Source organism: Streptomyces sp. NTD91, assembly GCF_059510455.1.
Map to the genome: position 1 here is coordinate 101,248 of NZ_JCAJZW010000012.1, position 24,317 is coordinate 125,564.

The 24,317-nt window shown below is 73.8% G+C and carries 25 protein-coding genes and 4 pseudogenes; 11 read left to right on the plus strand and 18 right to left on the minus strand.

The window, feature by feature from the left end; all coding sequences use genetic code 11:
• Window positions 1–189: 189 nt before the first annotated feature.
• The gene (locus AC5WRT_RS15515; RefSeq protein ID WP_496093867.1) at window positions 190–681 is read left to right on the plus strand and encodes a phosphatase domain-containing protein; all 492 of its coding nucleotides are present in this window, start codon (window positions 190–192) and stop codon (window positions 679–681) included.
• Window positions 682–690: 9 nt separating this feature from the next.
• Here the strand turns inward: AC5WRT_RS15515 and AC5WRT_RS15520 are convergent, their stop codons facing one another.
• On the minus strand, window positions 691–906 hold the full coding sequence (locus AC5WRT_RS15520) for a dodecin (protein WP_496093868.1): 216 nt from the start codon (window positions 904–906) through the stop codon (window positions 691–693).
• 222 nt (window positions 907–1,128) lie between these two features.
• On the opposite strand from AC5WRT_RS15520, the gene AC5WRT_RS15525 reads away from it, so the two are divergent.
• The gene (locus AC5WRT_RS15525; protein ID WP_496093869.1) at window positions 1,129–2,382 is read left to right on the plus strand and encodes an extracellular solute-binding protein; all 1,254 of its coding nucleotides are present in this window, start codon (window positions 1,129–1,131) and stop codon (window positions 2,380–2,382) included.
• Window position 2,383: 1 nt separating this feature from the next.
• Here the strand turns inward: AC5WRT_RS15525 and egtD are convergent, their stop codons facing one another.
• The 4 genes from egtD to egtA are packed head-to-tail and all read right to left on the minus strand — an operon-like array spanning window position 2,384 to window position 6,823.
• Window positions 2,384–3,343 carry an L-histidine N(alpha)-methyltransferase gene (egtD, locus tag AC5WRT_RS15530; protein WP_496093870.1) on the minus strand — a complete coding sequence of 320 codons (960 nt, stop codon included), beginning with the start codon at window positions 3,341–3,343 and terminating at the stop codon, window positions 2,384–2,386.
• Window positions 3,340–4,155 (minus strand): ergothioneine biosynthesis protein EgtC, encoded by an 816-nt coding sequence (gene egtC, locus AC5WRT_RS15535; protein WP_496100316.1) that lies wholly within the window; start codon window positions 4,153–4,155, stop codon window positions 3,340–3,342. The genes egtD and egtC overlap by 4 nt, the downstream gene beginning before the upstream one ends.
• Window positions 4,155–5,492, minus strand: a complete 1,338-nt coding sequence (egtB, locus tag AC5WRT_RS15540) for an ergothioneine biosynthesis protein EgtB (RefSeq protein ID WP_496093872.1) — start codon at window positions 5,490–5,492, stop codon at window positions 4,155–4,157. Before egtB ends, egtC begins: the two co-directional genes overlap by 1 nt.
• Complete coding sequence (gene egtA, locus AC5WRT_RS15545) at window positions 5,489–6,823, minus strand: ergothioneine biosynthesis glutamate--cysteine ligase EgtA (RefSeq protein ID WP_496100317.1); 1,335 nt, start codon at window positions 6,821–6,823, stop codon at window positions 5,489–5,491. The genes egtB and egtA overlap by 4 nt, the downstream gene beginning before the upstream one ends.
• Before the next feature lie 277 nt (window positions 6,824–7,100).
• Here egtA and AC5WRT_RS15550 point away from each other — a divergent pair.
• A pseudogene (locus AC5WRT_RS15550) lies at window positions 7,101–8,028 on the plus strand (TIGR02452 family protein).
• On the opposite strand, the gene AC5WRT_RS15555 reads toward AC5WRT_RS15550, so the two are convergent.
• Entirely contained in the window at window positions 8,013–8,501 is a 489-nt protein-coding gene (locus AC5WRT_RS15555) for a type II toxin-antitoxin system PemK/MazF family toxin (RefSeq protein WP_496100318.1), read from the minus strand. The pseudogene AC5WRT_RS15550 and the gene AC5WRT_RS15555 overlap by 16 nt on opposite strands.
• Before the next feature lie 76 nt (window positions 8,502–8,577).
• Complete coding sequence (locus AC5WRT_RS15560) at window positions 8,578–8,991, minus strand: cupin domain-containing protein (protein ID WP_496093875.1); 414 nt, start codon at window positions 8,989–8,991, stop codon at window positions 8,578–8,580.
• A gap of 168 nt (window positions 8,992–9,159) precedes the next feature.
• On the opposite strand from AC5WRT_RS15560, the pseudogene AC5WRT_RS15565 reads away from it, so the two are divergent.
• The 3 genes and pseudogenes from AC5WRT_RS15565 to AC5WRT_RS15575 form a co-directional block, all read left to right on the plus strand.
• Window positions 9,160–9,222, plus strand: a pseudogene (locus tag AC5WRT_RS15565) (hypothetical protein); the annotation flags it as partial.
• Between the two features lie 131 nt (window positions 9,223–9,353).
• Window positions 9,354–9,788, plus strand: a complete 435-nt coding sequence (locus AC5WRT_RS15570) for a helix-turn-helix domain-containing protein (protein WP_496093939.1) — start codon at window positions 9,354–9,356, stop codon at window positions 9,786–9,788.
• A 267-nt stretch (window positions 9,789–10,055) separates the two neighbouring features.
• The gene (locus tag AC5WRT_RS15575; RefSeq protein WP_496093876.1) at window positions 10,056–10,484 is read left to right on the plus strand and encodes a hypothetical protein; all 429 of its coding nucleotides are present in this window, start codon (window positions 10,056–10,058) and stop codon (window positions 10,482–10,484) included.
• A gap of 63 nt (window positions 10,485–10,547) precedes the next feature.
• On the opposite strand, the gene AC5WRT_RS15580 is transcribed toward AC5WRT_RS15575, so the two are convergent.
• Together AC5WRT_RS15580 and AC5WRT_RS15585 are read right to left on the minus strand one after the other, a co-directional pair.
• Window positions 10,548–11,969: an amidase gene (locus AC5WRT_RS15580; protein ID WP_496100319.1), complete on the minus strand. Its 1,422-nt coding sequence runs from the start codon at window positions 11,967–11,969 to the stop codon at window positions 10,548–10,550.
• Between the two features lie 35 nt (window positions 11,970–12,004).
• A complete protein-coding gene (locus tag AC5WRT_RS15585) occupies window positions 12,005–13,318 on the minus strand; it encodes an MFS transporter (RefSeq protein WP_496093878.1) in 1,314 nt (437 codons plus the stop codon).
• Window positions 13,319–13,374: 56 nt separating this feature from the next.
• Between AC5WRT_RS15585 and AC5WRT_RS15590 the strand changes: the two genes are divergently transcribed.
• A complete protein-coding gene (locus tag AC5WRT_RS15590) occupies window positions 13,375–14,370 on the plus strand; it encodes an ArsR/SmtB family transcription factor (protein ID WP_496093879.1) in 996 nt (331 codons plus the stop codon).
• 72 nt (window positions 14,371–14,442) lie between these two features.
• On the opposite strand, the gene AC5WRT_RS15595 is transcribed toward AC5WRT_RS15590, so the two are convergent.
• Window positions 14,443–15,006 (minus strand): NAD(P)H-dependent oxidoreductase, encoded by a 564-nt coding sequence (locus AC5WRT_RS15595; protein ID WP_496093880.1) that lies wholly within the window; start codon window positions 15,004–15,006, stop codon window positions 14,443–14,445.
• Window positions 15,007–15,106: 100 nt separating this feature from the next.
• Between AC5WRT_RS15595 and AC5WRT_RS15600 the strand changes: the two genes are divergently transcribed.
• On the plus strand, window positions 15,107–15,787 hold the full coding sequence (locus AC5WRT_RS15600) for a TetR/AcrR family transcriptional regulator (protein WP_496093881.1): 681 nt from the start codon (window positions 15,107–15,109) through the stop codon (window positions 15,785–15,787).
• Between the two features lie 41 nt (window positions 15,788–15,828).
• On the opposite strand, the pseudogene AC5WRT_RS15605 reads toward AC5WRT_RS15600, so the two are convergent.
• Window positions 15,829–16,184 (minus strand): annotated as a pseudogene (locus AC5WRT_RS15605) (FAD-dependent monooxygenase); the annotation flags it as partial.
• A gap of 161 nt (window positions 16,185–16,345) precedes the next feature.
• Between AC5WRT_RS15605 and AC5WRT_RS15610 the strand changes: the two are divergent.
• Window positions 16,346–17,347 (plus strand): LacI family DNA-binding transcriptional regulator, encoded by a 1,002-nt coding sequence (locus AC5WRT_RS15610; RefSeq protein ID WP_496093882.1) that lies wholly within the window; start codon window positions 16,346–16,348, stop codon window positions 17,345–17,347.
• A gap of 156 nt (window positions 17,348–17,503) precedes the next feature.
• Window positions 17,504–18,940 carry a benzaldehyde dehydrogenase gene (locus tag AC5WRT_RS15615; protein ID WP_496093883.1) on the plus strand — a complete coding sequence of 479 codons (1,437 nt, stop codon included), beginning with the start codon at window positions 17,504–17,506 and terminating at the stop codon, window positions 18,938–18,940.
• Window positions 18,941–18,961: 21 nt separating this feature from the next.
• Here the strand turns inward: AC5WRT_RS15615 and trxA are convergent, their stop codons facing one another.
• Entirely contained in the window at window positions 18,962–19,354 is a 393-nt protein-coding gene (trxA, locus tag AC5WRT_RS15620; RefSeq protein WP_496093884.1) for a thioredoxin, read from the minus strand.
• Between the two features lie 140 nt (window positions 19,355–19,494).
• On the opposite strand from trxA, the gene AC5WRT_RS15625 reads away from it, so the two are divergent.
• Complete coding sequence (locus AC5WRT_RS15625; RefSeq protein ID WP_496100320.1) at window positions 19,495–20,925, plus strand: dihydrolipoyl dehydrogenase family protein; 1,431 nt, start codon at window positions 19,495–19,497, stop codon at window positions 20,923–20,925.
• A gap of 21 nt (window positions 20,926–20,946) precedes the next feature.
• On the opposite strand, the pseudogene AC5WRT_RS15630 reads toward AC5WRT_RS15625, so the two are convergent.
• From AC5WRT_RS15630 to AC5WRT_RS15655, 6 genes and pseudogenes are all read right to left on the minus strand, one after another.
• Window positions 20,947–21,192, minus strand: a pseudogene (locus AC5WRT_RS15630) (putative RNA methyltransferase); the annotation flags it as partial.
• Between the two features lie 185 nt (window positions 21,193–21,377).
• On the minus strand, window positions 21,378–22,058 hold the full coding sequence (locus tag AC5WRT_RS15635; protein WP_496093886.1) for a peptide deformylase: 681 nt from the start codon (window positions 22,056–22,058) through the stop codon (window positions 21,378–21,380).
• A 157-nt stretch (window positions 22,059–22,215) separates the two neighbouring features.
• Window positions 22,216–22,575 carry a tetratricopeptide repeat protein gene (locus tag AC5WRT_RS15640; RefSeq protein ID WP_496093887.1) on the minus strand — a complete coding sequence of 120 codons (360 nt, stop codon included), beginning with the start codon at window positions 22,573–22,575 and terminating at the stop codon, window positions 22,216–22,218.
• Between the two features lie 50 nt (window positions 22,576–22,625).
• Entirely contained in the window at window positions 22,626–23,096 is a 471-nt protein-coding gene (locus AC5WRT_RS15645) for a MarR family winged helix-turn-helix transcriptional regulator (protein ID WP_496093888.1), read from the minus strand.
• On the minus strand, window positions 23,093–23,581 hold the full coding sequence (locus tag AC5WRT_RS15650; RefSeq protein ID WP_496093889.1) for a MarR family winged helix-turn-helix transcriptional regulator: 489 nt from the start codon (window positions 23,579–23,581) through the stop codon (window positions 23,093–23,095). Before AC5WRT_RS15650 ends, AC5WRT_RS15645 begins: the two co-directional genes overlap by 4 nt.
• Window positions 23,582–23,671: 90 nt before the next feature.
• Window positions 23,672–23,986 carry a hypothetical protein gene (locus tag AC5WRT_RS15655; RefSeq protein WP_496093890.1) on the minus strand — a complete coding sequence of 105 codons (315 nt, stop codon included), beginning with the start codon at window positions 23,984–23,986 and terminating at the stop codon, window positions 23,672–23,674.
• Window positions 23,987–24,317: the final 331 nt, after the last annotated feature.

Sequence of the window (24,317 nt, forward strand, 5' to 3'; positions counted from 1 at the left end):
GCCCTGCACGCTCCCCCCACTGCCCGGGCGGCGTGGGAGGTGCCCCCACGCGCCCTACCGGCCCCCAGACCCAAGTACGGTCCAGTACGCGGGCCGGGGCCGGCACACCTGGAGCACGTACCTGAGCGCCGCGCGGCCGCCCTTCGGGCGCCGACGCGAATCGTCGGACAGACCCTCTAGGGTGAGTCCGTGACCGACAGCACCCGGCGTCCGCTCGCCGTGTTCGACCTCGACAACACCCTGGCCGACACCGCCCACCGGCAGCACTTCCTGGAAGCGAGACCCAAGAACTGGGCCGCCTTCTTCGCGGCCGCGCCCGCCGATCCGCCCCTCGCCGAGGGCGTCGCGCTGGCCCTGGAGAGCGCCCGGGAGTGCGAGGTGGTCTATCTCACGGGCCGCCCCGAACGGTGCCGGCGCGACACGCTGGACTGGCTCGCGGCCCACGGGCTGCCCGAGGGGCGGGTGCACATGCGGAGCGACGCGGACCGCAGGCCCGCCCGGTTCACCAAGCTGGAGATCCTCCGCCGGCTCGCCCGCAGCCGCGGGATCCGGGTCCTCGTGGACGACGACGAACTGGTATGCGACGACGCCGAGCGGGCCGGGTTCACCGTCGTACGGGCCCGCTGGGCCGCCAAGTCCGAGGCGCTTCAGGAAGCCCAGGAACGGGAGGGCCGCACCTGAGGGCGGCCCTCAGGTCTGGTCCTCGATACGGAAGCCCACCTTCAGCCCCACCTGGTAGTGCTCGATCCGTCCGTTCTCGAGCTGCCCGCGGACCTGCGTCACCTCGAACCAGTCGAGGTTGCGCAGGGTCCGGTCGGCGCGCGCGATGCCGTTGCGGATGGCCTGGTCGATGCCCTCGTGCGACGTGCCGACGATCTCGGTGACCCGGTAGGTGTGGTTCGTCATGAGGGTGCTCCTCTCGTGTCACGCCGTACTCCACCGTGCCCCATCCCCGCTCCGTCCGCACGGTGTCCGCGCCGGTACCGCGGGTAGCCCCGGCCCCCTTGACCCTCCGCATTGGTCCATACCAAAATCCAGCACACCCGTACGAGCGGTACCGCTCGTCCCCCCACGTCGGGCCCCCCACGCCTGTGCGCACTCGCCTGCCAGACAGAACAAGGACCCCTCGTGAGACGTCGTCTGATCGCCATGGTGTGTGTCACCTGTTCCCTCGTGAGCGCCTGCGGGATGCTCCCCGGCGGGCGCGAGCGCAAGACCGTGACCGTGTGGCTCATGAAGGACAGCGCCTCCGAGGACTTCCTCAGGCGCTTCACCGCCGACTTCGAACGCACCCACAAGGACCTGCGCCTGGACATCCGCATCCAGCAATGGACCGGCGTCGTCGACAAGGTCCGCGCGGTGCTCAAGGACGACTCCGGCCACGGACCCGACGTCATCGAGGTCGGCAACACCCAGGTGCCGCTGTACGCCGACGGGGGCAGGCTCGCCGACCTCACGATGGAGTCGATGCGCGACTGGGGCAAGGACCAGTGGCTGCCGGCCCTCGCCGATCCCGGCGAGGACGCCGACGGGCAGTACGGCATCCCCTGGTACGCGGCCAACCGGGTCGTCATCTACCGCAAGGACCTGTTCGAGCAGGCCGGCATCACCCGCCCGCCGCGGACCCGCGACGAATGGCTCGCCGACACCGAGAAGCTCGACTCCGGAGGCGACCAGGGCATCTATCTCGCCGGCCAGGACTGGTACACGCTGTCGGGGTTCATCTGGGACGAGGGCGGCGACCTCGCGCGGCGCAAGGACTACCGGTGGCAGGGCGCCCTCGACAGCCCGGCCGCGCTGCGCGGCATGGACTTCTACCGGCGGCTGCAGGCGCTGGGCCGGGGCCCCGTAGGCGCCGACGAGGAACACCCGCCCCAGGCCGGGGTGTTCGCGGGCGGCAAGGTGGCGCAGATCATCGCCGTACCCGGGCTCGCCCAGGCCGTCGTGCGGCAGAATCCGGACCTGAAGGGCAAGCTGGGCTTCTTCCCGGTGCCCGGGAAGACCGCCGCACGGCCCGGCACCGTGTTCACCGGCGGCTCCGACCTCGTCGTCCCCGCGAACACCGAGGACCAGTTCGCCGCGACCGCCGTCGTCGGAGCCCTCGTCGGCGCCAAGTGGGACACCGAACTCGCCCGCACCATGAACTACGTGCCCAACAAGACCACACTGGCGGGCGCGGTCGCGGGGGAGGAGGGGGTCGCCGCCATGGCCGCGGGCGCGGCCCACGGCCGGGCGACCCCCAGCACCCCTCAGTGGGCGGACGTCGAGGCCGACAACCCGATCAAGGAGTACATGACCCGGGTGCTGAGCGGGGCGGACCCGGCGACGGAGGCCCGCCGGGCCTCCACGAGGATCACCCAGGAGCTCGCGCCGGACGTCTGAGTCATCGCACCACGCTCAGCGACAGCGCGAAGCGACCCTGCGCGTCCGTCCACCAGTGGGTCAACTCCAGCCCGGCGGCGGCCAGTTCGGTGGACACGCCCTCCTTGCGGAACTTCGCGGACACCTCGGTGCGCAGCTCCTCCCCGGCCGCGAAGTCCACGGCCAGGTCGAGCGCGGGCACCTTCACGGTCTGCGCGGTACGGGAGCGCAGCCGCATCTCGATCCACTCCCGCTCGGCGTCCCACAGCGCCACGTGGTCGAAGGCGTCCGGATCGAAGTCGGCGCCCAGTTCCCGGTCGACGACGGCCAGCACGTTCTTGTTGAACGCGGCCGTCACCCCGGCCGCGTCGTCGTACGCCCGGACCAGCACCCGCTCGTCCTTGACCAGGTCAGTGCCGAGCAGCAGCCCGTCGCCCGGTGCGAGCAGGGAGCGTACGGAGGCGAGGAACCCGGCGCGTTCGGCGGGCAGCAGATTGCCGATGGTGCCGCCGAGGAAGGCGAGCAGTCGCGGGCCCGGCGTGGCGGGCAGGGCCAGCGGGGCGGTGAAGTCGGCGATCAGCGCGTGCACCTCGAGGTCCGGTCGGTCGTCGACGAGTGCCTGCCCGGCCTGGGTGAGGGCGCTCTCGCTCACGTCGACCGGGACGTAGGCCGCGGGGGTGAGCGCGTCGAGGAGGAAGCGGGTCTTCTCGGAGGAGCCCGAGCCGAACTCGATCAGCGTGCGGGCGCCGCTCGCGGTGGCGATCTCACCGGACCGGCCGGCGAGGATCTCCCGCTCGGCGCGGGTGGGGTAGTACTCGGGCAGTTCGGTGATCTGCTCGAACAGTTCGCTGCCGCGTGCGTCGTAGAACCACTTGGGCGGCAGCCACTTGGGCTGGACGGTGAGGCCGTGCAGGACGTCGGCGCGCAGCGCGGCGTCCGTCGCGTCCTCGGGGAGTGTGCGGGTGACGAGCAAGGGGCTCACGTACAGGGCTCCTTCGACGATGGGGGCGCCCCCGCTCGAGCGGAGTCGAGCGTGGGGGAGGACGCCGGATCATCCAGCGGTGCGAGCAGCACGCCGGCGCGGCTCGCGGTGAGCACGGTGCGGTCGGGTACCTCCTGCCAGAGCGGGTCGTCGTCGTGGGGTTCGGAGGCGACGACCGTGCTCCGGCCGGGCTCCGTGCGGTACCAGAGGGTGTCGCCCCAGGCGGTGGCGGCGATCGTCGTCCCGTCCGTCAGCAACAGGTTGAGCCGGGAGGCGGGGGTGACTCCGGCCAGCCGGCGAACCGTTTCGCCGAGCGCCAGGTCCGGTTCGTCACCGCAGCGCAGCCGGTGCAGGACCAGCGCCCAGACGAACGCCGAGTCGGTACGGGCCTGCAGCGACAGCAGGTCGGCCGGGGGCAGGGCGGAGAGCAGCGGGGCCGCCGAGCCGGGCCAGCCCGCGAGCGCGCCGTTGTGGCTGAACAGCCACCGGCCCGAGGCGAAGGGTGCCGCGGCGGCCTCGTCGTCCGCGCCCGCCAGCGTCGCGTCCCGCACGGCGGCGAGGACAGCGCCGGAGCGCACCACCCGGGCCAGGTCGGCGAAGGACAGGTCCGCCCAGATCGGCCCGGCGCGCCGGTACCGGGCCGGTACGGGGTCGTCCGGGGCGTACCAGCCGACCCCGAAGCCATCGGCGTTGACGGTGCCGTAGCGCTGGCGCCGGGGCGCCCACGACTGGCGCAGCAGGCTGTGCTCGGGTTCCGTCAGGATCTGCCCGAGCGGCACCTCCGGGCCCAGATAGGCCAGGTGACGGCACATCAGACGGTCTCCGAGCGGGCGGTGCGGAACCCGGAGAAGATCTGCCTCCGGACCGGGTAGTCCCAGTTGCGGAACGTGCCCCGGCAGGCCACCGGGTCCACGGCGAACGAGCCCCCGCGCAGCACCTTGTGCTCGGAGCCGAAGAACACCTCCGAGTACTCCTTGTACGGGAACGCCCGGAAGCCGGGGTACGGCAGGAGGTCGCTCGCCGTCCACTCCCACACGTCCCCGATCAACTGCCGGACGCCGAGCGGGGATTCACCGGCGGGATAGCTGCCGGCGGGCGCGGGCCCGAGGTGCCGCTGGCCGAGGTTGGCGTGGTGTGGCGCCGGGTCGGCGTCGCCCCACGGGTAGCGCAGGGAGCGGCCGGTGGCCGGGTCGTGCCGGGCGGCCTTCTCCCACTCCGCCTCGGTGGGCAGCCGGCGCCCGGCCCAGCGGGCGTAGGCGTCGGCCTCGTACCAGCACACGTGCAGCACCGGCTCGTCGGGCGGAACCGCCTCGGTGATCCCGAAGCGGCGCCGCAGCCAGCGGTCTCCGTCCCGCCGCCAGAACAGCGGCGCGGTGATCGCGTGCTGCCTGACGTGCGCCCAGCCCTCCGGGGTCCACCAGCGCTCGGTGTCGTAGCCGCCGTCCTCGATGAACGCCTGGTAGGCCGCGTTCGTCACCGGAGTGGTGTCGATCCAGAAGGGGGCGACCTCCCGGACGTGGGCCGGGCGTTCGTTGTCCAGTGCCCATGGCTCGGTGTCGGTTCCCATGGTGAACGGGCCGCCGGGGACGAGGACTTCGGCCGAGCCGGTGAACAGCGGGACGGGCTCCGGGTCCGGGGCCGTCAGGACCTGCGGGCCCTTCCGGAGTTGATGGGTTATCAACATCGTCTCGTCGTGCTGCTGTTCGTGCTGGGCGATCATCCCGAAGGCGAACCCGGCCTCGGTCAGCCGGCTGCCGTGGAAGTCCGCGCCCGCCAGCAGGTCGACGACCCGGCCGCGCACCTCGGCGGCGTAGTGCCGGGCCTCGGCGGGCGGCAGCAGCGGCAGCGAGGTCCGCTCGGCGCGCGGGTGCTCGAAGGCGTCGTACAGGCTGTCGATCTCGGGCCGCATGGCGTCCCGGCCGCCGACCGCCCGCAGCAGCCACAGCTCCTCCTGGTTGCCGATGTGTGCGAGGTCCCACACCAGCGGAGACATCAGCGGCGAGTGCTGGGCGGTCAGGTCCGGATCCTCGACACAGGTGGTCAGCAGCGTGGTGCGGTCACGGGCGGTGGTGAGGGAGGCCAGCACCTGCTCCCGCAGCGTCTCGCTGTCCACCTCGGTCGTCGCGGCGTCGGTCTCGGGGGCGGTCATGTGCGGATGTCCTTCCTCCCGTGGGCGGTACGGCCGGGCGGGTGCGCGGGCGTCCCGCGGCCGGCCTGCACGTCGAGCAGATCGTCGGCCGGGCAGCGGCCCCGGGCGACGTAGCGGTCCCGGAACGCGGCCACCGCGCCGATCACCTCGGCGGTGGCGCCGAGCCGGGGCAGGGCCTCCAGCGCCGCCGCGATACACACGGCGGCGGATTCGCACAACTCCCGGTCGGCAAGGCCGAGCCGGGCCGCGTCGGTCCACAGCGGATTGTGCGGGGCGGGCAGGTCAAGGGCCCGCTCCGCGAGGCGTTTCACGCTCCGGTACGCCGTCTCGGCGGCCGCCGGGTCGTCGAACAGCGCCGCCGTCACCGCGAGCGGCACGATCCAGCCGTCGTCGCCGGGCTGCGCGTCGATCATCCGCAACTCCAGGTGGCCGCGCGGCCGCACCGGCGGGAACAGCGTGGTCAGGTGGTACTCCAGGTCCGCCCGGGTGGGCGGCCGGGGTGAGCGGGAACGGGTCCACTCACGGAAGGTGAGCCCGTCGGGCACCTCCCACGGCCCGCCGTCCCGGCGTACGCACATCACCGGCGAGTCCAGCACGTGCCGCGCCCAGGCGGCTCGGGGATCGCCGTCCAGCGGGGGAGCGCCCGCCCGGCCGGCACCGATCTCCATCCACATCAGCTGGCGGGTGGACATCCAGCCCGTGGGCTCGCGGCCGAGCAGGGGGGAGTTGGCGAACGCGGCCACCAGGACCGCCCCCAGCTGATGGGCCAGCCACCAGCGACGCCGGTGCCCGAGCGGGCCCGGCTCCTCGTGACCGGCGTCCACGCACACCTGCACGGAGGCCGAGGCACACATCATGTGGCGACCCGCGGGACCGGTGCGGTCCAGACAGGTCTCCATCGCGTCGTAGCGGGGGGCGCGCAGGAACCTGCGCGGGCTGTGCCAGGGGTCGTGGCCGACGCCGACCAGGCCGAGCCCCTGCTCCGCGAGGACGGCGCGTACGGCGTCCAGGTCGGCGGAGACGGTGGCGACGCACTCCATCAGGGAGGCGGCGGGCGGCGAGCTCAGCTCCAGCTGGCCACCGGGTTCCACGGTGAGCGGCGAGTGCAGGGGCACCGCCCGCAGCGCCGCGTACGCCGCTTCGAGCCGTTCGGGTGTCACAGGGAGTTGCGGCATCCGCAACTCATGGACCAGCCACTCCAGTTCGACACCGAGCGCGCGCGGCGGTCCTGTCTTGAAGCAGATGCCCCTCACCAGGGCCTCCACCTCGGCTTCGGTGACGGCGGTCCGGTGGTTCGTACCGTCGCCACCGCCACTCCGTGAATCGGACATGTCGGGATCCTCCTGAGATTCCACCATGTCGCCGGCCCGGTTCGGACGTGGGGCCGGGCAGGCGTGCGTTCCACCCAAGACCCTCGAGCCTTTCGGCACAAGGGCGCCCCCGCGGACGTCACGGTTCGGTCATCTCCCTTCCCGTAGGCGTTCTCGGTGCGTTCCGGGGGCGCGAAACTCCGTTGCACGGCACCACCAGCATCACTCAGGATGCGTGCATGAGCACGACGGGGGAGACCGCGCAGGCGGTGCTCATGGCGCCCACGGGGGTGGCGCCATGAGCGCGCGCCTGCGCGGGATCGCGGCCGAGACGGAACGGATCGTGGCGGCGGGCGGCTATCGCGCGCCGGACGGCCGTGAGGTGTCCCTGGCCGCGCGGATCGAGGCCGCGCGGGCCGGCACCCGGATGTTCGGTCCGGAACCGGTGTCGGTACGGCAAACGGGTGGATCCGGCACCGAAACGCTCGCCGTGGCCGACACGGCGTCCGCCGCCGGAACCGCTTGCGGCGCCACCGGTGAGACCGTCTTCGAAGTCACCGGGGAGAGCAGCCTGGAGGCTGCCCGGCGGCTGTCCGGCGCACCGGTCGCCGTGCTGAACTTCGCCTCGGCCCGGAATCCCGGCGGCGGCCATCTCAACGGCGCGCAGGCCCAGGAGGAAGCCCTGTGCAGGGCATCCGCGCTCCACACCTGCCTGTTGACGGCCCGTTCCTCCTACGACCACCACCGCGCCCACCGCGACCCGTTCTACACCGACCGGGTGATCCACTCACCGGCCGTCCCGGTATTCCGCGACGACCGGGGCCGGCTGCTTGGCCGAGCCGCATCCCGTGGGCTTCCTGACCGCCGCCGCCCCCAACGCGGGCGTCGTACGGCGCACCGCGCCGGAGCGGGTCGCCGAACTGCCCGGCACCCTCGCGGTGCGGGCCGAGCGGGTGCTGGAGACGGCCACCGCCCACGGCTACGGCCGACTGGTGCTCGGCGCCTGGGGCTGCGGGGTGTTCCGGAACGACCCGGCGCAGGTCGCGGGTGCGTTCCGGGCGCTGCTCGGGCCCGGCGGCCGGTTCGCCGGGACCTTCGAGCAGGTGGTGTTCGGGGTGCTGGACCGGACACGGGGCACGGTGGTGCGAGCGGCGTTCGCACAGGCGTTCCCGGAGTCGCGCGGACTCACGGCAGGCGCGCCGCACGCGGGTCAGGTCCAGCCGTAGCGCTCGTGCAGGCGCTGCCGGACGAGATTGAACCGCATCCGGTCCAGCGCGCACGCCTCCCGGCGCATGCCCTCCTCGTGCAGCCGCAGCACCCGGCCCGCGTCCACCCATGAGTCCCGGCCCGACCGGTCCCACGGCCCGCTGCCGATCGCGACCCACCGGGGCAGGCCCCGGGGCCGCTCGAGCGGCGTCGCCGCGCCCCCTGTCACGCCGTTGTGCCGCTTGCTGGACAGCTGTACGGCGAGGAACGTGCCGGTCGCCTCCCGGGCGACGACCAGCACCGGGCGGTCCTTGCCCCGGCCGTCGTTCTCCTCGAACGGCACCCAGGTCCACACGATCTCGCCGGGATCGGGGTCACCGTCATGGGCCGGGGAGTACTCGGTGCGCACCCGGCCGACCTGGCGCGGGTCCGCCTCGGCGGTCGCGTGGGGGCCGTACCGGCCGGGGACGTTCTCATCGGTAGACGTGATCACGGGGGAACCCTAGTGGGTGACGCGCAAGGGGCGATGCCCGCCCACCCCAGTGGTCCGGTCCGGGTGCCGTGGCCGGTCAGGCGCCGGGGCGGGTGCCGATCTGCAGGCCCGGGCGGCGCTGGTGGACGGTCACGTAGGTCATGCCCGTGTCGCCCGCGCTGATGCTGCGCGACGCGCCGTGCGGCAGCCAGACCAGGGCGCCCGCGGTGAGCGGCTGGGGCTCGTCGGCCGGGCCCGTGTCGAGCGCGCCGTCCCCGGAGACCACCAGGACCAGCACGTCCAGCCGGCTCTCCGTGTGCGCCGAGATCCGGTCGCCCGGGGCGAGCCGGACCAGGTTGGCGTCGAGCTGCCGTCCGCTCTCGGCCAGCTTCCACAGCACTCCGCCCGGCAGCGGCGGAGACTCGGCCAGCTCCCGGGCGTCGCACAGCACGCGAGCATCGGCCGTGCCGCCGCCGGTCGGCCCGGTGTTCCTCGCGGACCGCGACGTCATCTGCTGTTCCCCTCGACTCGTCCGCCTTCTCGCGGAACCGTACCCGCTGCTGACCCCCCGGCTCACCCTACAATTAATACATGTAGCATTCGTGAAAAATGAAGGCAGGCGGGAGGGCTTCCAAAGGTGACCAGGCGGGAGAGTTCGCGCCGCCGCGAGGTGCTGGACGTGCTGCGCGCCGCCCCTTCGCCGCTCGGCGTCGCGGAGACGGCCGAGCGGATGGGCGTCCACCCGAACACTGTGCGCTTCCATCTGGACACCCTGGTCGCCGAGGACCTGGTCGAACACCGGACCGAACCGTCACCGGGGCCAGGCCGGCCCCGTACGGTCTACTCCGTGTGCCCGGGATGGACCGTGGCGGCATGCGCGCCTACCGGCTCCTCGCGCGCATGCTGCTCAGCCGCTGGGCGTCCGCCGACCCGGCTGCGGCGCGCGAGGAGACGCGGGAGACCGGCCGGGCCTGGGGCGGTCTCCTGGTGCGGCCTCGGCCCCCGCACGAGGAGCCGGCGGCGGACCGGCCGGTGGCCGCGCTCCTCGCCCTGCTCGACGAGTTGGGCTTCGCCCCGCAGGCCGAGACGGCGGACGGAACCGGCGGACCGCCCCGGCGGATCCGGCTGCGGCACTGCCCCTTCCTCGAACTCGCCGAGGAGCACGGGAAACTGGTGTGCCCACTCCATCTGGGCCTGATGCAGGGCGCGTTGGCCCGGCTGGACGCCCCACTGACAGCGACCGGCCTGGAGCCCTTCGTCGAACCGGACTCCTGCGTCGCCCACTTGGCCGAGGCGGACGCCGCCTAGGGCGTGTTTCGAAAGTGGCGTCGTCCGCCCGGAGGGCGGGGTCCGCGGCGTCCGGTGCGGTGCATCGCAAGGCGGAGGGTCGTCCTCGTACCGGGCGTACGTGGACGATCCCGACAACGCGGCGAGGTGCCGTGCCAGGCGTCGCGGACCGGACGGGACTTTCGAAACACGCCCTAGTACCGCGGCGCGCGCTCCCGGTGCGCCGACCCGAAGTCCTCGTACGTACCCGCTCCACCGCCGGCCCCCGGCGGAGAAAGGCCCACACAGATGAACGTCACGTCCGCCGCCACCGCGAGCGCGGTCACCTTTGTCTGGCTCGGCATGGTGCTGGCGATCTCCTTCCTGGAGGCCCCGCTGAAGTTCCGTGCACCGGGTGTGACCGTGCCGATCGGCCTGGGCATAGGGCGGCTGGTCTTCCGTGCGCTGAACGCCGTTGAGGCGGTGCTGGCCGTCGTCGTGATCGTCGCGATCGCCGTGGGCGGCGCCCCGGCCGGCATCACGGCGCTGACCGCGGTCGTCGCGGTGCTGCTCCTCGGTCAGCTGGCCGTCGTCCGGCCCCGCCTCAACCGCCGGTCCGACCGGGTCCTCGCGGGCGAGGAACTGCCCCGCTCCCGCAGCCACCTCTGGTACGTGGGGCTGGAACTGCTCAAGGTCGCGGCCCTGATCGCCCTGGGCATCGCTCTGCTCACGGCGTGACGGCGCGGCCCGGACCGTCCCGGCCGCGCCGCTGACCCGGCCCCGACCCGGACCACGAAACCGTCAGGCGGCCCGTGCCGCCGGTCCCTGCTCCGGCGGCCACCGCTCGTGCCAGCGCAGCCCGGCCTCCAACTGGGCGGCGACGGACACCAGCAGCGGTTCGCTGTGGGCGGGGCCGAGCAGTTGTGCGCCCACCGGCAGGCCGTCGCCGACGAACCCGGCCGGTACGTTCACACCCGGCCAGCCCAGCACGTTCCACGGCCAGGCGTACGGGCAGGCGGCGATCATCGCCCGGTCCGTGGCCAGCCCGGGCAACCGGTACAGGTCGCCGATCCGGGGCGGGGGAGCGGCCGTGGTCGGCGCGAGGATCAGGTCGTACGAGGCGAAGAACCGGCCGATCCGCCGGTGCAGCACCGCCTCCGCGCGCCGCGCCGCCCGCAGCGGAACCCCCTCGAGCAACCGGCCCAGCCGGGCCGCGTCCCGGGTGCGCGGATCGAGCAGCGCCGGGTCGGGGGTGTCCCGGACCCACTCGGCGATCCCGACGGTGGCCCGCGGCACGAATGTCAGCCCGATCTGCCCGTACGGCGGATCGGCCTCCTCCACGTCGTGACCCAACCGCGCCAGCTGCTCGGCCAGTTCCGTGACCCGGGCACGGATCTCCGGGTGCGGGCGGGTCCGCACGGCGGTGAACGGCGGCTTCAGGGACAGGGCGATCCGCAGTCGGCCCGGATCGCGGCCGACCGCGTCCGCCACCGTCAGCGGTGGCGGACGGTGCGGGTCGCGTGCGTGGTTGCCGCTCGCCGCGTCCAGCAGCAGCGCCGCGTCGGCGACCGTCCGGGCGAGGGTGCCGTTGACCGTGATGCCCTGGAAGGACTCGCCGCGCGGCCAGGTGGAGATACGGCCGCGCTGGGGCTTGATGCCGATCAGATGGGTCCACCCGGCGGGGATGCGCACGGACCCGGCGCCGTCGGAGCCGAGCGCGGCGGGGACGAGTCCGGCCGCGACGGCGGCGGCCGACCCCCCGGACGAACCGCCCGGCGTGTGACCGGTGTGCCAGGGATTGCGGGTGTCCCCGAACGCCGGGCCCTCGGTGAACGGCCACTGCCCCAGCTCGCAGGTGTTCGTCTTGCCGACGATCACGGCACCGGCCGCGCGCAGCCGCCGTACCGCTTCCCCGTCCTCGGCGGCCGCCGGGAAGGCGCCCGCGCAGCCGAACGCGGTCGGCTCCCCGGCCACGTCCATGTCGTCCTTCACCGCGACCGGCACCCCGAGCAGCGGACGCCGTGTCCCGACGGCCGACTCCCGGTCGGCGGCGTCCGCTTCGGCGAGCGCGGCCTCGGCCCGTACGATCCGGAAGGCGTTCAGCGTCCCCTGTGTCGCCTCGATCCGGGCCAACGCCCGTTCCACCAGGGCACGGGAGGTGACCTCCCCGTCGGCGAGCGCACGGCGGGTCTCCACGAGACCGGGGGAACGGTCGTACGTCATGGGCGCGGCCTCCGGGAGACTCGGGGAACGATGTCCTACCGAACGGTAACGTCGGATTCGGGCGGGCGTGCGGTTTTCGGCCGGATGCCGTGGGCGGCTGCGCGCAGGCGCCGCCGGGCCGTCTCCTCGGCCCCGGCGCGACCCGCCGTCCGAGCGCCGGCCCACGCTCCCAGGTGCCGTACCAGGCCCAGCCCGGTCAGCACCGCGACCAGCGCGCAGACCCCCGCCCAGCCGCACCACCCGTAGGCGCGGGCACCGAGCCAGGAACCGAGGCTGCCGCCCAGGTAGGCGCAGGTCATGTAGGCCGTGTTCAGGCGGCTGCGGGCGTCGGGAGCGAGGGCGTAGACGCGCACCTGGTTGGCGACCATGCCGGACTGCATGCCGACGTCCAGCAGCAGCGTGCCCGCCACCAGCGACAGCAGCCCGGGGGTGCGGCCGAGGGCGCCGGCAGGGAGCGCGGCCGCGGCGACGAGGACCGTCAGGAAGCAGACCAGGTTCACCGCGTCGGCGCCGTGCCGGTCCACCAGCCGGCCCGCGATCGGTGTGACGAACATCGTCACCGCGTTGACCAGCGCCAGCAGCCCCACCGCGTCCGCGCCGAACCCGTACGCCGGGCCCGTCAGCAGCAGCGCCACCCCCGTCCACACGGCGGAGAACCCGGCGAAGACCGTCGCCTGGTACCACGAGGAGCGGCGCAGGGCCGGTTCGGCGCACAGCAGGCGGACGGGCTCCGCCAGCAGTCGCGGGTAGCGCTGCCGGGACGGCGGAGCGGCCGTCGGCAGCGCCCGGGCCAGGAGCAGCGCCACCGCCAGGGTGAGCAGGGCCGCCAGGAGGTAGGGCGCACGCCAGCCCAGCCGGTCGCCGAGGGCCCCGCCGGCCGTGCGGGACAGCAGCATGCCCGCCAGCGCCCCGCTCAGCAGCGTGCCGCCGACCAGGCCCCGCCGTTCCACCGGGACCAGTCCGGCCGCCAGTGGGCCGGCCAGCGGGGCGATCACCGTGCTCGCCCCGGCCAGCACGCTCGCCGCGAGCAGCGGCGGCAGCGCGGGCGCGGCGGCAGCGGCGCCCAGGGCGGCACCGGCCACGGTGAGCAGCGTGACCAGCAGGCGGCGCGGCGGCAGCCGGTCGCCGAGCGGGACGAGCAGGAAGATGCCCGCCGCGTAACCGAACTGGGTCGCCGTCACCACTCCGGCCGCCGTGCCGGAGGAGACGCCGAGGCCCGTGGCCACGAGCGGGACCACGGCCTGCGGGAAGTAGACGTTGCCGACCGCGACCCCGCAGGCCAGGGCCAGCAGTGCGACGAGCCGCGGGGTACGCTGCCGGGTGTGTCGATCCGTGTGCCGATCCGTCATGTGCCGAAGTCCACGCCCCGCGCGGGCGGTTGGCGAAGGATGTAGGCGGCCGCTGAATGATCAGCTTCCGGCTCGGGGCCGACGACCTCGCCGACACCCGGTTCGCGATCTCCCCGCTGAGCCAGCTGATGGAGAGCCTGCGCGTCCTGCGCGCCCCGGCCCTGCACCCCCTGCACCGCGGCTGGCGCCGTACGGTGCTCACCGCTCTCGCCCCCGCCGACCTGCCCCTCCTGTCGGCCCTGGTCGGACCCACGCTCGCGCTGCCCGACTTCCTGACGCCCCGGCCCACCGCGTACACCGCCACGCTGGAGGAGGAGCTGGCCGTCGTACGGGCCACCCCGCCGCAGATCGTACGGCTCGACCTGCGTGCCGCGCACGCCCCGCGCCCGCTCCCCGGCGCACTGCGGCAGGCTGGTGCGCCCGGTGACGGCCCCGTCCTCGAACTCCTCGACCTTCTCTGCGCGTTGCTGCACCGGTACTGGCAGACGGCCCTGCTGCCGTACTGGCCCCGGATGCGGCTCGTGCTGGAGGCCGACGTCACCCACCGCGCGGGACAGCTGGCCACCGGTGGCGCGCGATCGCTGTTCCGCGCGCTGCACCCCAATCTCGGCTGGCGGGACGGCGTCCTGACCATCGACCAGATGCTCGGCCGGCACGCGGTCGACGGCGCCGGGCGGGGACTGCGGCTGGTCCCCTCGGTCTTCGCGCACAAGCCGGCGCCCCCGGTCGGCGCCGACGTGCCGCCGATGCTCGTCTACCCGGGCCGGGGCACCGCGACTCTGTGGGAACCGGAACCCGCCCCGGACGCCTCCGCGCTCACCGCCCTGCTCGGCGCGCCCAGGACCACCCTGCTGCGGCTGCTCGCGGAACCCCTGCCCACGGTGGAACTGGCCCGCCGGCTGGGCGTGACCCCGAGCGCCGTCTCCCAGCACCTGCGGGTCCTGTACGACACGGGGCTGGTGACCCGCGCCCGGGACGGACGCAGGGTTCTGTACCGGCGCAGCGCGCTGGCCGAGACGCTGGTCTCGGGCGGGCCGCCGGGGTGCCGGTGACGCCGGCCCCGGTGGCGCCGGGGCACGCGAAAAGGGGCCGGACGGATCCGGCCCCTTCACGGCGTGTACGGCTCAGGCGGCCGCGGCCTCGTCCACGTTGCCGTGCAGACGGGCGACGACCTCGGTCAGCTGGGCGGCGACCTCGGCGTCGTCGGCCGGGTGGGTCGCGGCGAAGCGGGTCACCGAGCCGGGGATGGACAGCTTGACGTCCTCGAGCACCTTGCCGCCGGCGATGCCCACGGCCTTGCGGGCCTCGTCCTGCGCCCACACACCGCCGTACTGGCCGAACGCGGTGCCGACCACGGCGACGGGCTTGCCGCCGAAGGCGCCGGCGCCGTACGGGCGGGACAGCCAGTCGATGGCGTTCTTCAGGACGGCCGGGATGGTGCCGTTGTACTCGGGGGAGAACAGCAGGAAGGCGTCGGCGGCCCGGGCGGCCTCGCGCAGCTTGGTCGCGGCGGCCGGGACGCTGCCCTCGACGTCGATGTCCTCGTTGTAGAAGGGGATGTCGGCCAGGCCCTCGAACAGCACGACGTCGGCGCCCTCGGGAGCGAGCTTGACGGCCGCCTCGGCGAGCTGGCGGTTGTGCGAGCCGGCGCGGAGGCTGCCGACGAGCGCGAGGATGCGAACAGACATGGGGGTCTCCAGAGTGCTGATACATCGCCGTTACGATCCGGACCGGGGTCCGGTTAACTGTGTATCAGTCTAACCGGACCACGGTCCAGTTTTGTTCCCGATGCTTTACGCTGTCTTCATGTCCAGCGCCCTGCCGCCCTTTCCACCTTCTCAAGAGCCGCTCGACGCCCCTCGATTGCTTCAGGTGAGCGAGGGGCCCGAGGAGCCGTGCCTGCGTGCCGACGCGGCGCGCAACCGGGCCCGGCTGCTGGAGGCCGCCGCCCGGCTGATCGCCGAACACGGCGTGGCCGGGGTCACGATGGAGGCGGTGGCGGCGGCGGCCCAGGTGGGCAAGGGCACGGTGTTCCGCCGGTTCGGCGACCGCACGGGACTGCTGATGGCCCTGCTGGACCACTCGGACCGCAAGCTCCAGGCCGACTTCCTGTCCGGGCCGCCGCCGCTGGGGCCCGGAGCACCGCCCCTGGACCGGCTCAGGGCGTTCGGCGTGGCGGTGCTGTACCGGTCGGTCGAGCGGCTCGACCTGCAGCTGGCCGCGCAGCCGGAACCGACCCGCCGGTTCTCCCATCCCGCGCTCGCCGCGCTGCGGACGCATGTGGCCATGCTGCTGCGGCAGATCGTGCCGGACGCCGACTGCGAACTGCTCGCCCAGACCCTCCTCAACTCCCTCGACCCGGCCCTGATCCATCACCAGACCAGGCAGTGCGGCATGCCCATGCGGCGCCTGGAGGCCGGCTGGATCGACCTGGTCGCCCGGGTGACCCGTACCGACCCGCCCCGCTGAACGCCGCAGGCCGGCGATCGCGCCGCAGCGCGCCGGACTCGTCAGCCGTCCCGGCCCGCGAACATGTCGAGCAGTCCCTGCGGTGCGTCCGCACGGAACAGCGGCGCGGCGCTGTGGGCCGACTCCGCCGCCAGGGCCTGCGCGCGCCGGAACATCCGCTCCTCGTGGGCGGCGGCGCGGCCTCGGTGTCCCCGGGGCGGGCGGCCGGGGCGAGGCCCGGTTCGGCGCCGTCGAGCAGGGCCAGGTGGGCGCCCTCGCCCGCGAACGGCGACATCGGATGGGCCGCGTCCCCGAGCAGCGTGACCCCGGGCACCCGGTCCCGGCGGAGGCCGACCGGCAGGGCGTGGATCCGCCGGGGCGCGAGCGCCCCGTCGGCGTCGGCGACCAGGACCCGCAGGCCGAACATGTTCGTTGCGAACACGTTCGTGAGGAACATGTGCGGCAAACGTGTCCGGCGAGCCGTCCCGGATTCCCGTCTCGCCGAAGTTTCGTCGAACGGTGAACCACCTCGCCCCGCCGCCGCCCGTCTTCCGCCGCTCTGCCAAGATGCGGTCTGTCATGGTGCAGATACCGAACCCGCCCACGAGTGCCGATGTGGCCCGCCTGGCGGGCGTCTCGCGCGCGACCGTGTCCTACGTTCTGAACAACACCGGCGCCGTGCGGATCAGCGAGCCGACGCGCCGGCGTGTGCGCGAGGCCGCGCGGGAGCTGGGGTACGTCCCCCACGCCGCCGCCCGCAGTCTGCGCGCCGGGCACAGCCGGATGGTCCTCATGCCCGCCCCGGCGATTCCGGTGGGCCCGCTCTACAGCGCGTTCCTCAACGAACTGCAGTGGGCGCTCGGCCGGCTGGAGTACACCGTCGTGCAGCACGGCAGCGTCGGCCTCCGGGGCGACGAGGCCGCCCGCGCCTGGGCGGAGTTGCGGCCGGTCGCCGTCCTCGTGCCCGGCGCGGACCTCGGAGTGCAGGGCGTCGGCGTCCTCAAGCGCTCCGGCGCCCGGGCCGTGGTCACCCTCGGTACCGGCCGGGTCGACGGCGCGCACGCCCTGCTGATGGACCACGACGCCGTCGGCCGGTGCGCGGGCGCCCATCTGTACGCGCGGGGCCGGCGCCGTATCGGGGTGGTGGTGCCCGAGGAGCCGGGTCTGGAAGCCTTCTCACGGCCTCGGCTCGCCGGAGTGCGCCAGGCGCTGCGCGGCACGGACGCCGCCGTGACCGAGCTGCCGCTCGCCTACGCGGAGGAATCCGCCGCGCAACTCGCCCGGCGGTGGCGACGGTCGGGCCTGGATGCGGTGTTCGCCTACAACGACGAGTACGCCATGCTGCTGATGCGCGCCCTGCAGGACGAGGGGCTGCGCATCCCCGAGGACGTGGCCGTGATCGGCGCCGACGACCTGATGCTCGGCCGGCTGCTGCGGCCCCGCCTGAGCACGGTGCACATCGAACTGCCCTCGGGTCAGGACCTCGCCGAACTGGTCGACCGGGCGGTCCGCGACCCGGGCGGCGAGCCGGAGACGCGCACGGTCCTGGGTGCCACGGTGGTGCGGCGCGAGTCCACCTGACCGGAGTGCGCCGGGGGATGCGTGTTCGGCGTGAGCGGGGTACACCTCCCGACGGTGGGGGGTTTCCGGAGCGACGCCACGGCTATTAGTTTTTCGCTCAACCAAATGGGGTCGGGGGAACCGTTCCGCACCGCCGGCGACCGATCGGAGAGCCGTATGCCGCTGCTCGACCCGAAGACCTGGCAGGCCCGCAGCCTGGCCGGACCCGCCCACACCGTCACCGAGCCCGCCACCGGAGAGGCGCTCGGGACCGTCACGCTCGCCGCTCCCGAGGACATCGCCGGCGCCGCGCGAGCCGCCCGCGCCGCCCAGGCGGACTGGGCCCGCACCCCCCACTTCCACCGCGCGCAGGTACTGCGCCGGGCGGGGGACCTGTTCACCGAGCGCGCCGGAGAACTGCGCGAGTGGATCGTGCGCGAGTCCGGATCCATCCCGGGCAAGGCGGACTTCGAGCTGCACGTGGCCGCCCAGGAGTGCTACGAGGCCGCCGCGCTCGCCTCCCGCCCGGCCGGCCAGGTGCTGCCGAGCGAGGCGCCCCGGCTGTCGTACACCCGCCGGGTCCCGGTGGGGGTGGTGGGCGTGATCTCCCCGTTCAACGCGCCGCTGATCCTGTCCATCCGGTCCGTCGCGCCGGCCCTCGCACTCGGCAACGCGGTCGTTCTCAAGCCCGATCCGCGCACCGCCGTCTGCGGCGGCCTCGCCCTGGCCGCCGTCTTCGAGGCGGCCGGTCTGCCGGAGGACCTGCTGCACGTGCTGCCCGGCGGCGCCGACGTGGGTGCCGCGCTGGTCGAGGATCCGCTCGTCCCCGTCATCTCCTTCACCGGGTCCACTGCGGCGGGCCGCGCCGTCGGCGAGACGGCCGGCCGTCACCTCAAGCGCGCCCACCTCGAACTCGGCGGGAACTCGGCCCTGATCGTGCTGGAGGACGCCGACCTCGACGCCGTCATCTCCACGGCGGCCTGGGGATCCTTCTTCCACCAGGGCCAGATCTGCATGACGACCGGGCGCCATCTCGTCCATGCCTCGCTGTACGACGAGTACGTCGAACGGCTCGCCGCCAAGGCCGACTCGCTGGCCGTCGGCGACCCGCACCGCGAGCAGGTCCACCTCGGCCCGGTCATCGACGCCGGGCAGCTCGCCAAGATCGACGGCCTGGTCCGGGAGAGCACCGCCCACGGCGCGAAACTCGCCGCGGGCGGCACCCACGAACAGCTCTTCTACCGGCCGACCGTGCTGGCCGACACCGGCGACCACACCCCGGCCTACACCGAGGAGGTCTTCGGCCCGGTCGCGCCGGTCCGCTCCTTCGGCACGGCCGAGGAAGCGGTGGCGCTCGCCGCGGACAGCCCCTACGGCCTCTCCCTCGGCATCGTCACCCGGGACACCGCGCGCGCCCTCGATCTCGCCGAACGGATCCCGACCGGCATCGTCCACGTCAACGACCAGACCGTGAACGACGAGGCGGTCGCCCCGTTCGGCGGCGTCGCCGCGTCCGGCACCGGCGCCCGCTTCGGCGGCGAGGCCAACCTGGACGCCTTCACCGAGCTGCGCTGGACGACCGTACGCGGCGACGTGGCCCCGTACCCGTTCTGAGAACCGAGGACTGGGGGGACTCTACTGGGCCGTGCCGGCCTGACCCGCCTGGTCCTGCTGGGCCGCGATGCTCTTGCGGACCTCGTCCATGTCCAGGCCCCGGGCCTGCCCGATGAGGTCCGTCAGCGCGGCCTCGGGCAATGCGCCCGGCTGGGCGTAGACGGCGACCTTGTCGCGGACGATCATCAGCGTCGGGATGGACTGGATGCCGAAGGCCTGCGCCAGCTCCGGCTGGGCCTCGGTGTCCACCTTGCCGAAGACGAGGTCCGGATTGTCCTCCGCGGCCTTCTCGTACACGGGTGCGAACTGGCGGCACGGCCCGCACCAGGCGGCCCAGAAGTCGATCAGCACGAAGTCGTTGTCGGTGACCGTCTGGTCGAAGTTGTCCTTGGTCAGCTCCACGGTGCTGCTCATGGCTGGGTCCCTCTTCCTGGTGTGGGGTGTGCCGACGGGGGAACACGGCCGCCGGGGCCGCCTATTCCACACGTGCACGTCTGTCGTTCGGCGCGCGTACCCGTGTGGCCGTCGCGCACACCACCCACCAGACTGACCCCATGACGGAAACGGAATCCATCGCGTACGACGTCGTGGTGCTCGGGGCCGGGCCCGTGGGGGAGAACGTCGCCGACCGCACCCGCGCGGCAGGCCTCACCACCGCGATCGTGGAGAGCGAACTCGTCGGCGGCGAGTGCTCGTACTGGGCGTGCATGCCCAGCAAGGCCCTGCTCCGGCCGGTGATCGCCCAGGCGGACGCCCGCCGCCTGCCCGGTCTCGCCCCCTCGGTGCGGGGACCGCTCGACACCCCGGCCGTCCTCGCCCGCCGGGACGAGTACACCTCCCACTGGAAGGACGACGGCCAGGTCGCCTGGGTGAACGGCATCGGCGCCGAGCTGTACCGCGGCCACGGCCGCCTGGCCGGCCCCCGCACGGTCACCGTGACCGCGCCCGACGGCACGGTCACCACCCTCACCGCGCGGCTCGCCGTCGCCGTCGCCACCGGCACCCGCGCCCAGCTGCCCGACATCTCCGGCCTCGCCGAGGTCAAGCCGTGGACCAGCAGGGAGGCGACCAGCGCCGAGGCCGCCCCGGACCGGCTGATCGTCGTCGGCGGCGGGGTCGTCGCCACCGAGATGGCAACGGCCTGGCAGGCCCTCGGCTCCCGGGTGACCCTGCTCGTGCGCGGCAAGGGTCTGCTGAACCGCATGGAGCCGTTCGCCGGGGAACTGGTCGCCGAAGCGCTCACCGAGGCGGGCGCCGACATCCGCACCGGCACCTCCGTGGAGTCCGTGACCCGGGAGAACGGCACCGTCGTCGTCGTCACCTCCGCGGGTGACCGTCTGGAGGCCGACGAGATCCTCTTCGCCACCGGCCGCGTCCCGCACACCGACGACATCGGTCTCGACACCGTCGGTCTGGAACCCGGCTCCTGGCTGGACGTCGACGACACCCTCCGCGTCAACGGCACCGACTGGCTGTACGGGGTCGGCGATGTCAACCACCGGGCCCTCCTCACCCACCAGGGCAAGTACCAGGCCCGTGTCGCCGGCGCCGCCATCGCCGCCCGCGCGGCGGGCGACCCCGTGCCGGACGAGCCGTGGGGCGCGCACATGGCCACCGCCGACCACCACGCCGTACCGCAGGTCGTGTTCAGCGACCCCGAGGCCGCCGCGGTCGGCCTCTCCCTCGCGGAGGCCGAGCAGGCCGGCCACCGGGTCCGCGCCGTCGACGTCGAGTTCTCCGCCGTCGCGGGTGCCGGACTGTACGGCGACGGCTACAAGGGCCGCGCCCGCATGGTGGTCGACCTGGAGGACGAGATCCTGCGCGGCGTCACCTTCGTCGGCCCCGGCGTGGGTGAACTCATCCACTCGGCCACCGTCGCCGTCGCCGGCCGCGTCCCCGTCAGCCGGCTGTGGCACGCGGTCCCGTCGTACCCGACCCTGAGCGAGGTGTGGCTGCGCCTGCTGGAGGCGTACCGCGACAGCTGACCGCGGGAACAGACCGAGTGTTCGTGTGGGTGACCGCGCCGGTCGGCAGGCGCGGTCACCCGCACGTGTCACCATGGCCGCGTCGTCGCCGCTGGTGGCGCGGGTGCCCGTCAGGAGTCCGGCGTAGCCGTGGCGGGCGATGCCGAAGGTGTGGCCCGCCGGGCAGCGCAGTGCGCCGCGGTCGGGGTGCAGGCGGCGCGTGCGGCACGTCGGGCAGCGCAGCAGGTCGAGGGAGCGTTCCAGGGCAGGGGGAAGCGACACGGGCACGAGGCAACTCCTGGCGCGGCGGAAGCGAAGGGGCCGTGCCTGCAGGCGCCCGGAGGGTCACTGCCTCAGGAAGCAACGGGCAGTGATGGAAAGGGAGTTCACGCAGCAGGCACACGGAGGAGGGCGATGCCGCCCGGTATCGCCCTCAACGCCTTCCGGTCACAGGAAGCAGCAGCGCGGGGTGCTCATGAATGCCACGCCCCGAGTGCACGGGCCGGACCCTGGGGCAGCGCGAAGCCGAGCGCCTCGGCCGCCGCGTCCGGCGTCGGCCGGTTCCACAGGGCGGCGACCGCCTCGTTCGTGGACAGGGAGCGCAGCTCGGCACGGTCCAGGTAGAGGATGCCGTCCAGATGGTCCGTCTCGTGCTGGACGATCCGGGCGGGCCACCCGCTGAACACCTCGTCCAGTGCGCGGCCGTTCTCGTCCTCGGCGCGCAGCCGGACCTCGGCGTGCCGGGCCACCACCGCCTGCCAGCCCGGCACGCTCAGACAGCCCTCGAAGAACGCCGCACGAGCGGTGCCGACCGGCTCGTACACCGGGTTGACCAGGACACGGAACGGTTGCGGGCCCCGGCCCCGGGCGCGCGCGACCTCCTCGGGCACCGGCGCCGGATCCTCGATGACCGCGATCCTCAGCGGCACGCCGACCTGCGGCGCGGCGAGGCCCACGCCGGGTGCGGCGTGCATGGTGCCGCGCAGGGCCTCGACGAAGCGGGCGAGCAGGACGGGGCCCAGCTGGCCCTCGTACGGCTCGGCGCCACGCCGCAGCACCGGCTGCCCGGCGGCGACGATGGGCAAGGGGCCGCCGGCGGCGAGGAGTTCCTCGACCCGCTCGGCGAGCGGTGCGTGATCACGGTCGGATGCCATCGCCTCAGCATGCCATGCGCCGTCCCCGGCGCCGCCGCCGTACCGGCGAGGGCGTGCCCCGACAGAAGCGACGTAGTCCGGCCCGCCGGTACGCCGCTCGGCCCCGGCCGAGGGCCCGGCCGCCTGCCGGCCTGCCGGGAACCGGGCCCTGTGTGTCTCACCGCTCCGGGAAGTCGCCCGCGAGCGCCGAGGCGATGCGCAGATGCTGCTCAGCCTCCTCGTGCCGGGCCTGCCGCTGGAGCGTGCGTCCCAGCATCAGCCGGGCGTAGTGCTCCACCGGGTCACGCTCCACGATGACCCGCAACTCGGCTTCCGCGCGGCGCAGTTGGGCCGAGTGATAGTAGGCGCGGGCCAGCAGCAGCCGGGGTCCGGTCTGCTCCGGTGCCTCCTCGACCAGCCCGGTCAGCACTCGCGCCGCGTCCGCGTAGTCCTTGGCGTCGAAGAACTGCCGCGCGCGTTCCCAGCGCTCGGCCGGCGTGCCGTGGTCGTAGTACGTGGTCTCCCGTTGCGTCTCCACCCGTGACCTCCTTCGCCGGCCACAACGGAACACGTTCGTTCAGTATTCCTTCAACTCTCACCGGTTCCGGCGCGTCGGTCCTGCAGGGCGGCCAGCTCCGCGTTGGCGCGTTCGGTGATCAGGGTCAGCACCCGGCCGGTCACGGCGCGGTCCTCCTCCGAGATGCCGGCGTAGATCCGGGCGGTCACCGGTGCCGTCTCGGCCGAGGCCGCGGCGTACAGTTCGCGGCCCGCGTCGGTGAGGGCCACCCGGGACGCCGCCGCCGGCACCAGCAGTCCGGCGGCGATCAGTTCCCCGATGGTGGTGTGGACGTCCGCCGGGTCCACCTTCACCGCGTCGATCACGTCGTCGGCCAGCGTCGCACGCTCGACCGGGCCGTCCGCGACAGCGACGAGCCGCAGGGTGACGTTCTGCAGGAAGGTGGTGCCGTGGGCGGCCAGCATGCGCTCCAGGACGGCGCGCGAGGCGTAGTGGGCCAGGGCGATGGTGCGGGGGCCGAGCAGGGGTGTGGTGGTGGTCATGACTGCTCCGTCTCGTGATCGGTGGTGCCGAACGGGTCAAGCGGTGCGTCGAGCAGGATCGTCAGTTCCCGGGTGAACTCCTGTGCCCGGGGGCTTCCGGGGCCACCGAGCGGCGCCAGCAGTTGTCGCAGCAGCCCCTGGACGACGTCGATCGCCTTCCGGGTGACCTCGTGGCCCCGCTCGGTGAGCTCCAGCTGTACGGCGCGCGGGTCGCCGGGATCACGGGTGCGCGTCAGCAGGCCGGCCGACTCCAGGCCGCGGGCCAGCTTGGAGACGTAGAGCGCCTCAAGGCCGGTGTGGTCGGCGAGCCGCCGCTGGCTGGGGCGCAGACCGCAGCGGTGCATGCCGTACAGCGACGCCACCAGTGCGTACTGCGCGTGGGTCAGCCCCAGCGGGGCCACCGCGCGGTCCACCGCGACCCGCCACTTCATGGACAACCGCCACACCAGGAAACCCGGGGTGGCTCCTTCGCGCTCCTCGCTCATGGGAGAAACAATACATGGCTACTATGTACATGGCTACTGTTTGGGGTGCCACCCGGTCCACCCGGCCGCTCGGGCGGCGCCCCGGCACCGCTACTTGAGTTCGATCACCAGGCCGAAGTCGTTGCCCCGGTGCCAGCCGGTGATGATCTCCGGGCTGTGGTGGGTGTCGTCGGCCCAGCCGTAGAAGTGCTGCCAGGTCACGTTGTCGCCGTACCAGTGGTTGTAGTCCGTCTCCGCGTACGCCTGCACGGCCTTGCCGTCGTGCTTGGTGTCCCACAGGTAGAACGCGCCGGAGGCGTACGACGTGCCGTTGACCTTCTTCGTGCACTCCTTGTGCTTGGCGGAGCCGCCGTCGTGTACTTGGCGGAGCCGCCGTTGATGTGGATCTCCTTCCAGCCGGAGCACTTGTTGGCCGCGGCTTCCACCTGGTGGGCGACCGGGGCGGCGGTCGCGGCCGGGGCGGCGGCGAGGCCGCCCGCCAGGGCGAGCAGCATGGTGGTCCTTGCCGTCGGCCGGCGGACGGTCCCGCGGTCGGGTCCCTGCGGCCCGTCGGCACGCCACCACCGTGCCCGCCCGCACCGGCCCGCCCAACACTCCGCGGCCGAACGAGGCACGTGCGGGATCCCACGCCGATGACCTGCGCGGACGCACACCACGGTGGGCGCGTGGTGGGACGGCTCGCGGGCACTTTCCGGCTGTGGGCGAGGGACCGGTCGGCCGAACGGGCCGGCCGGTG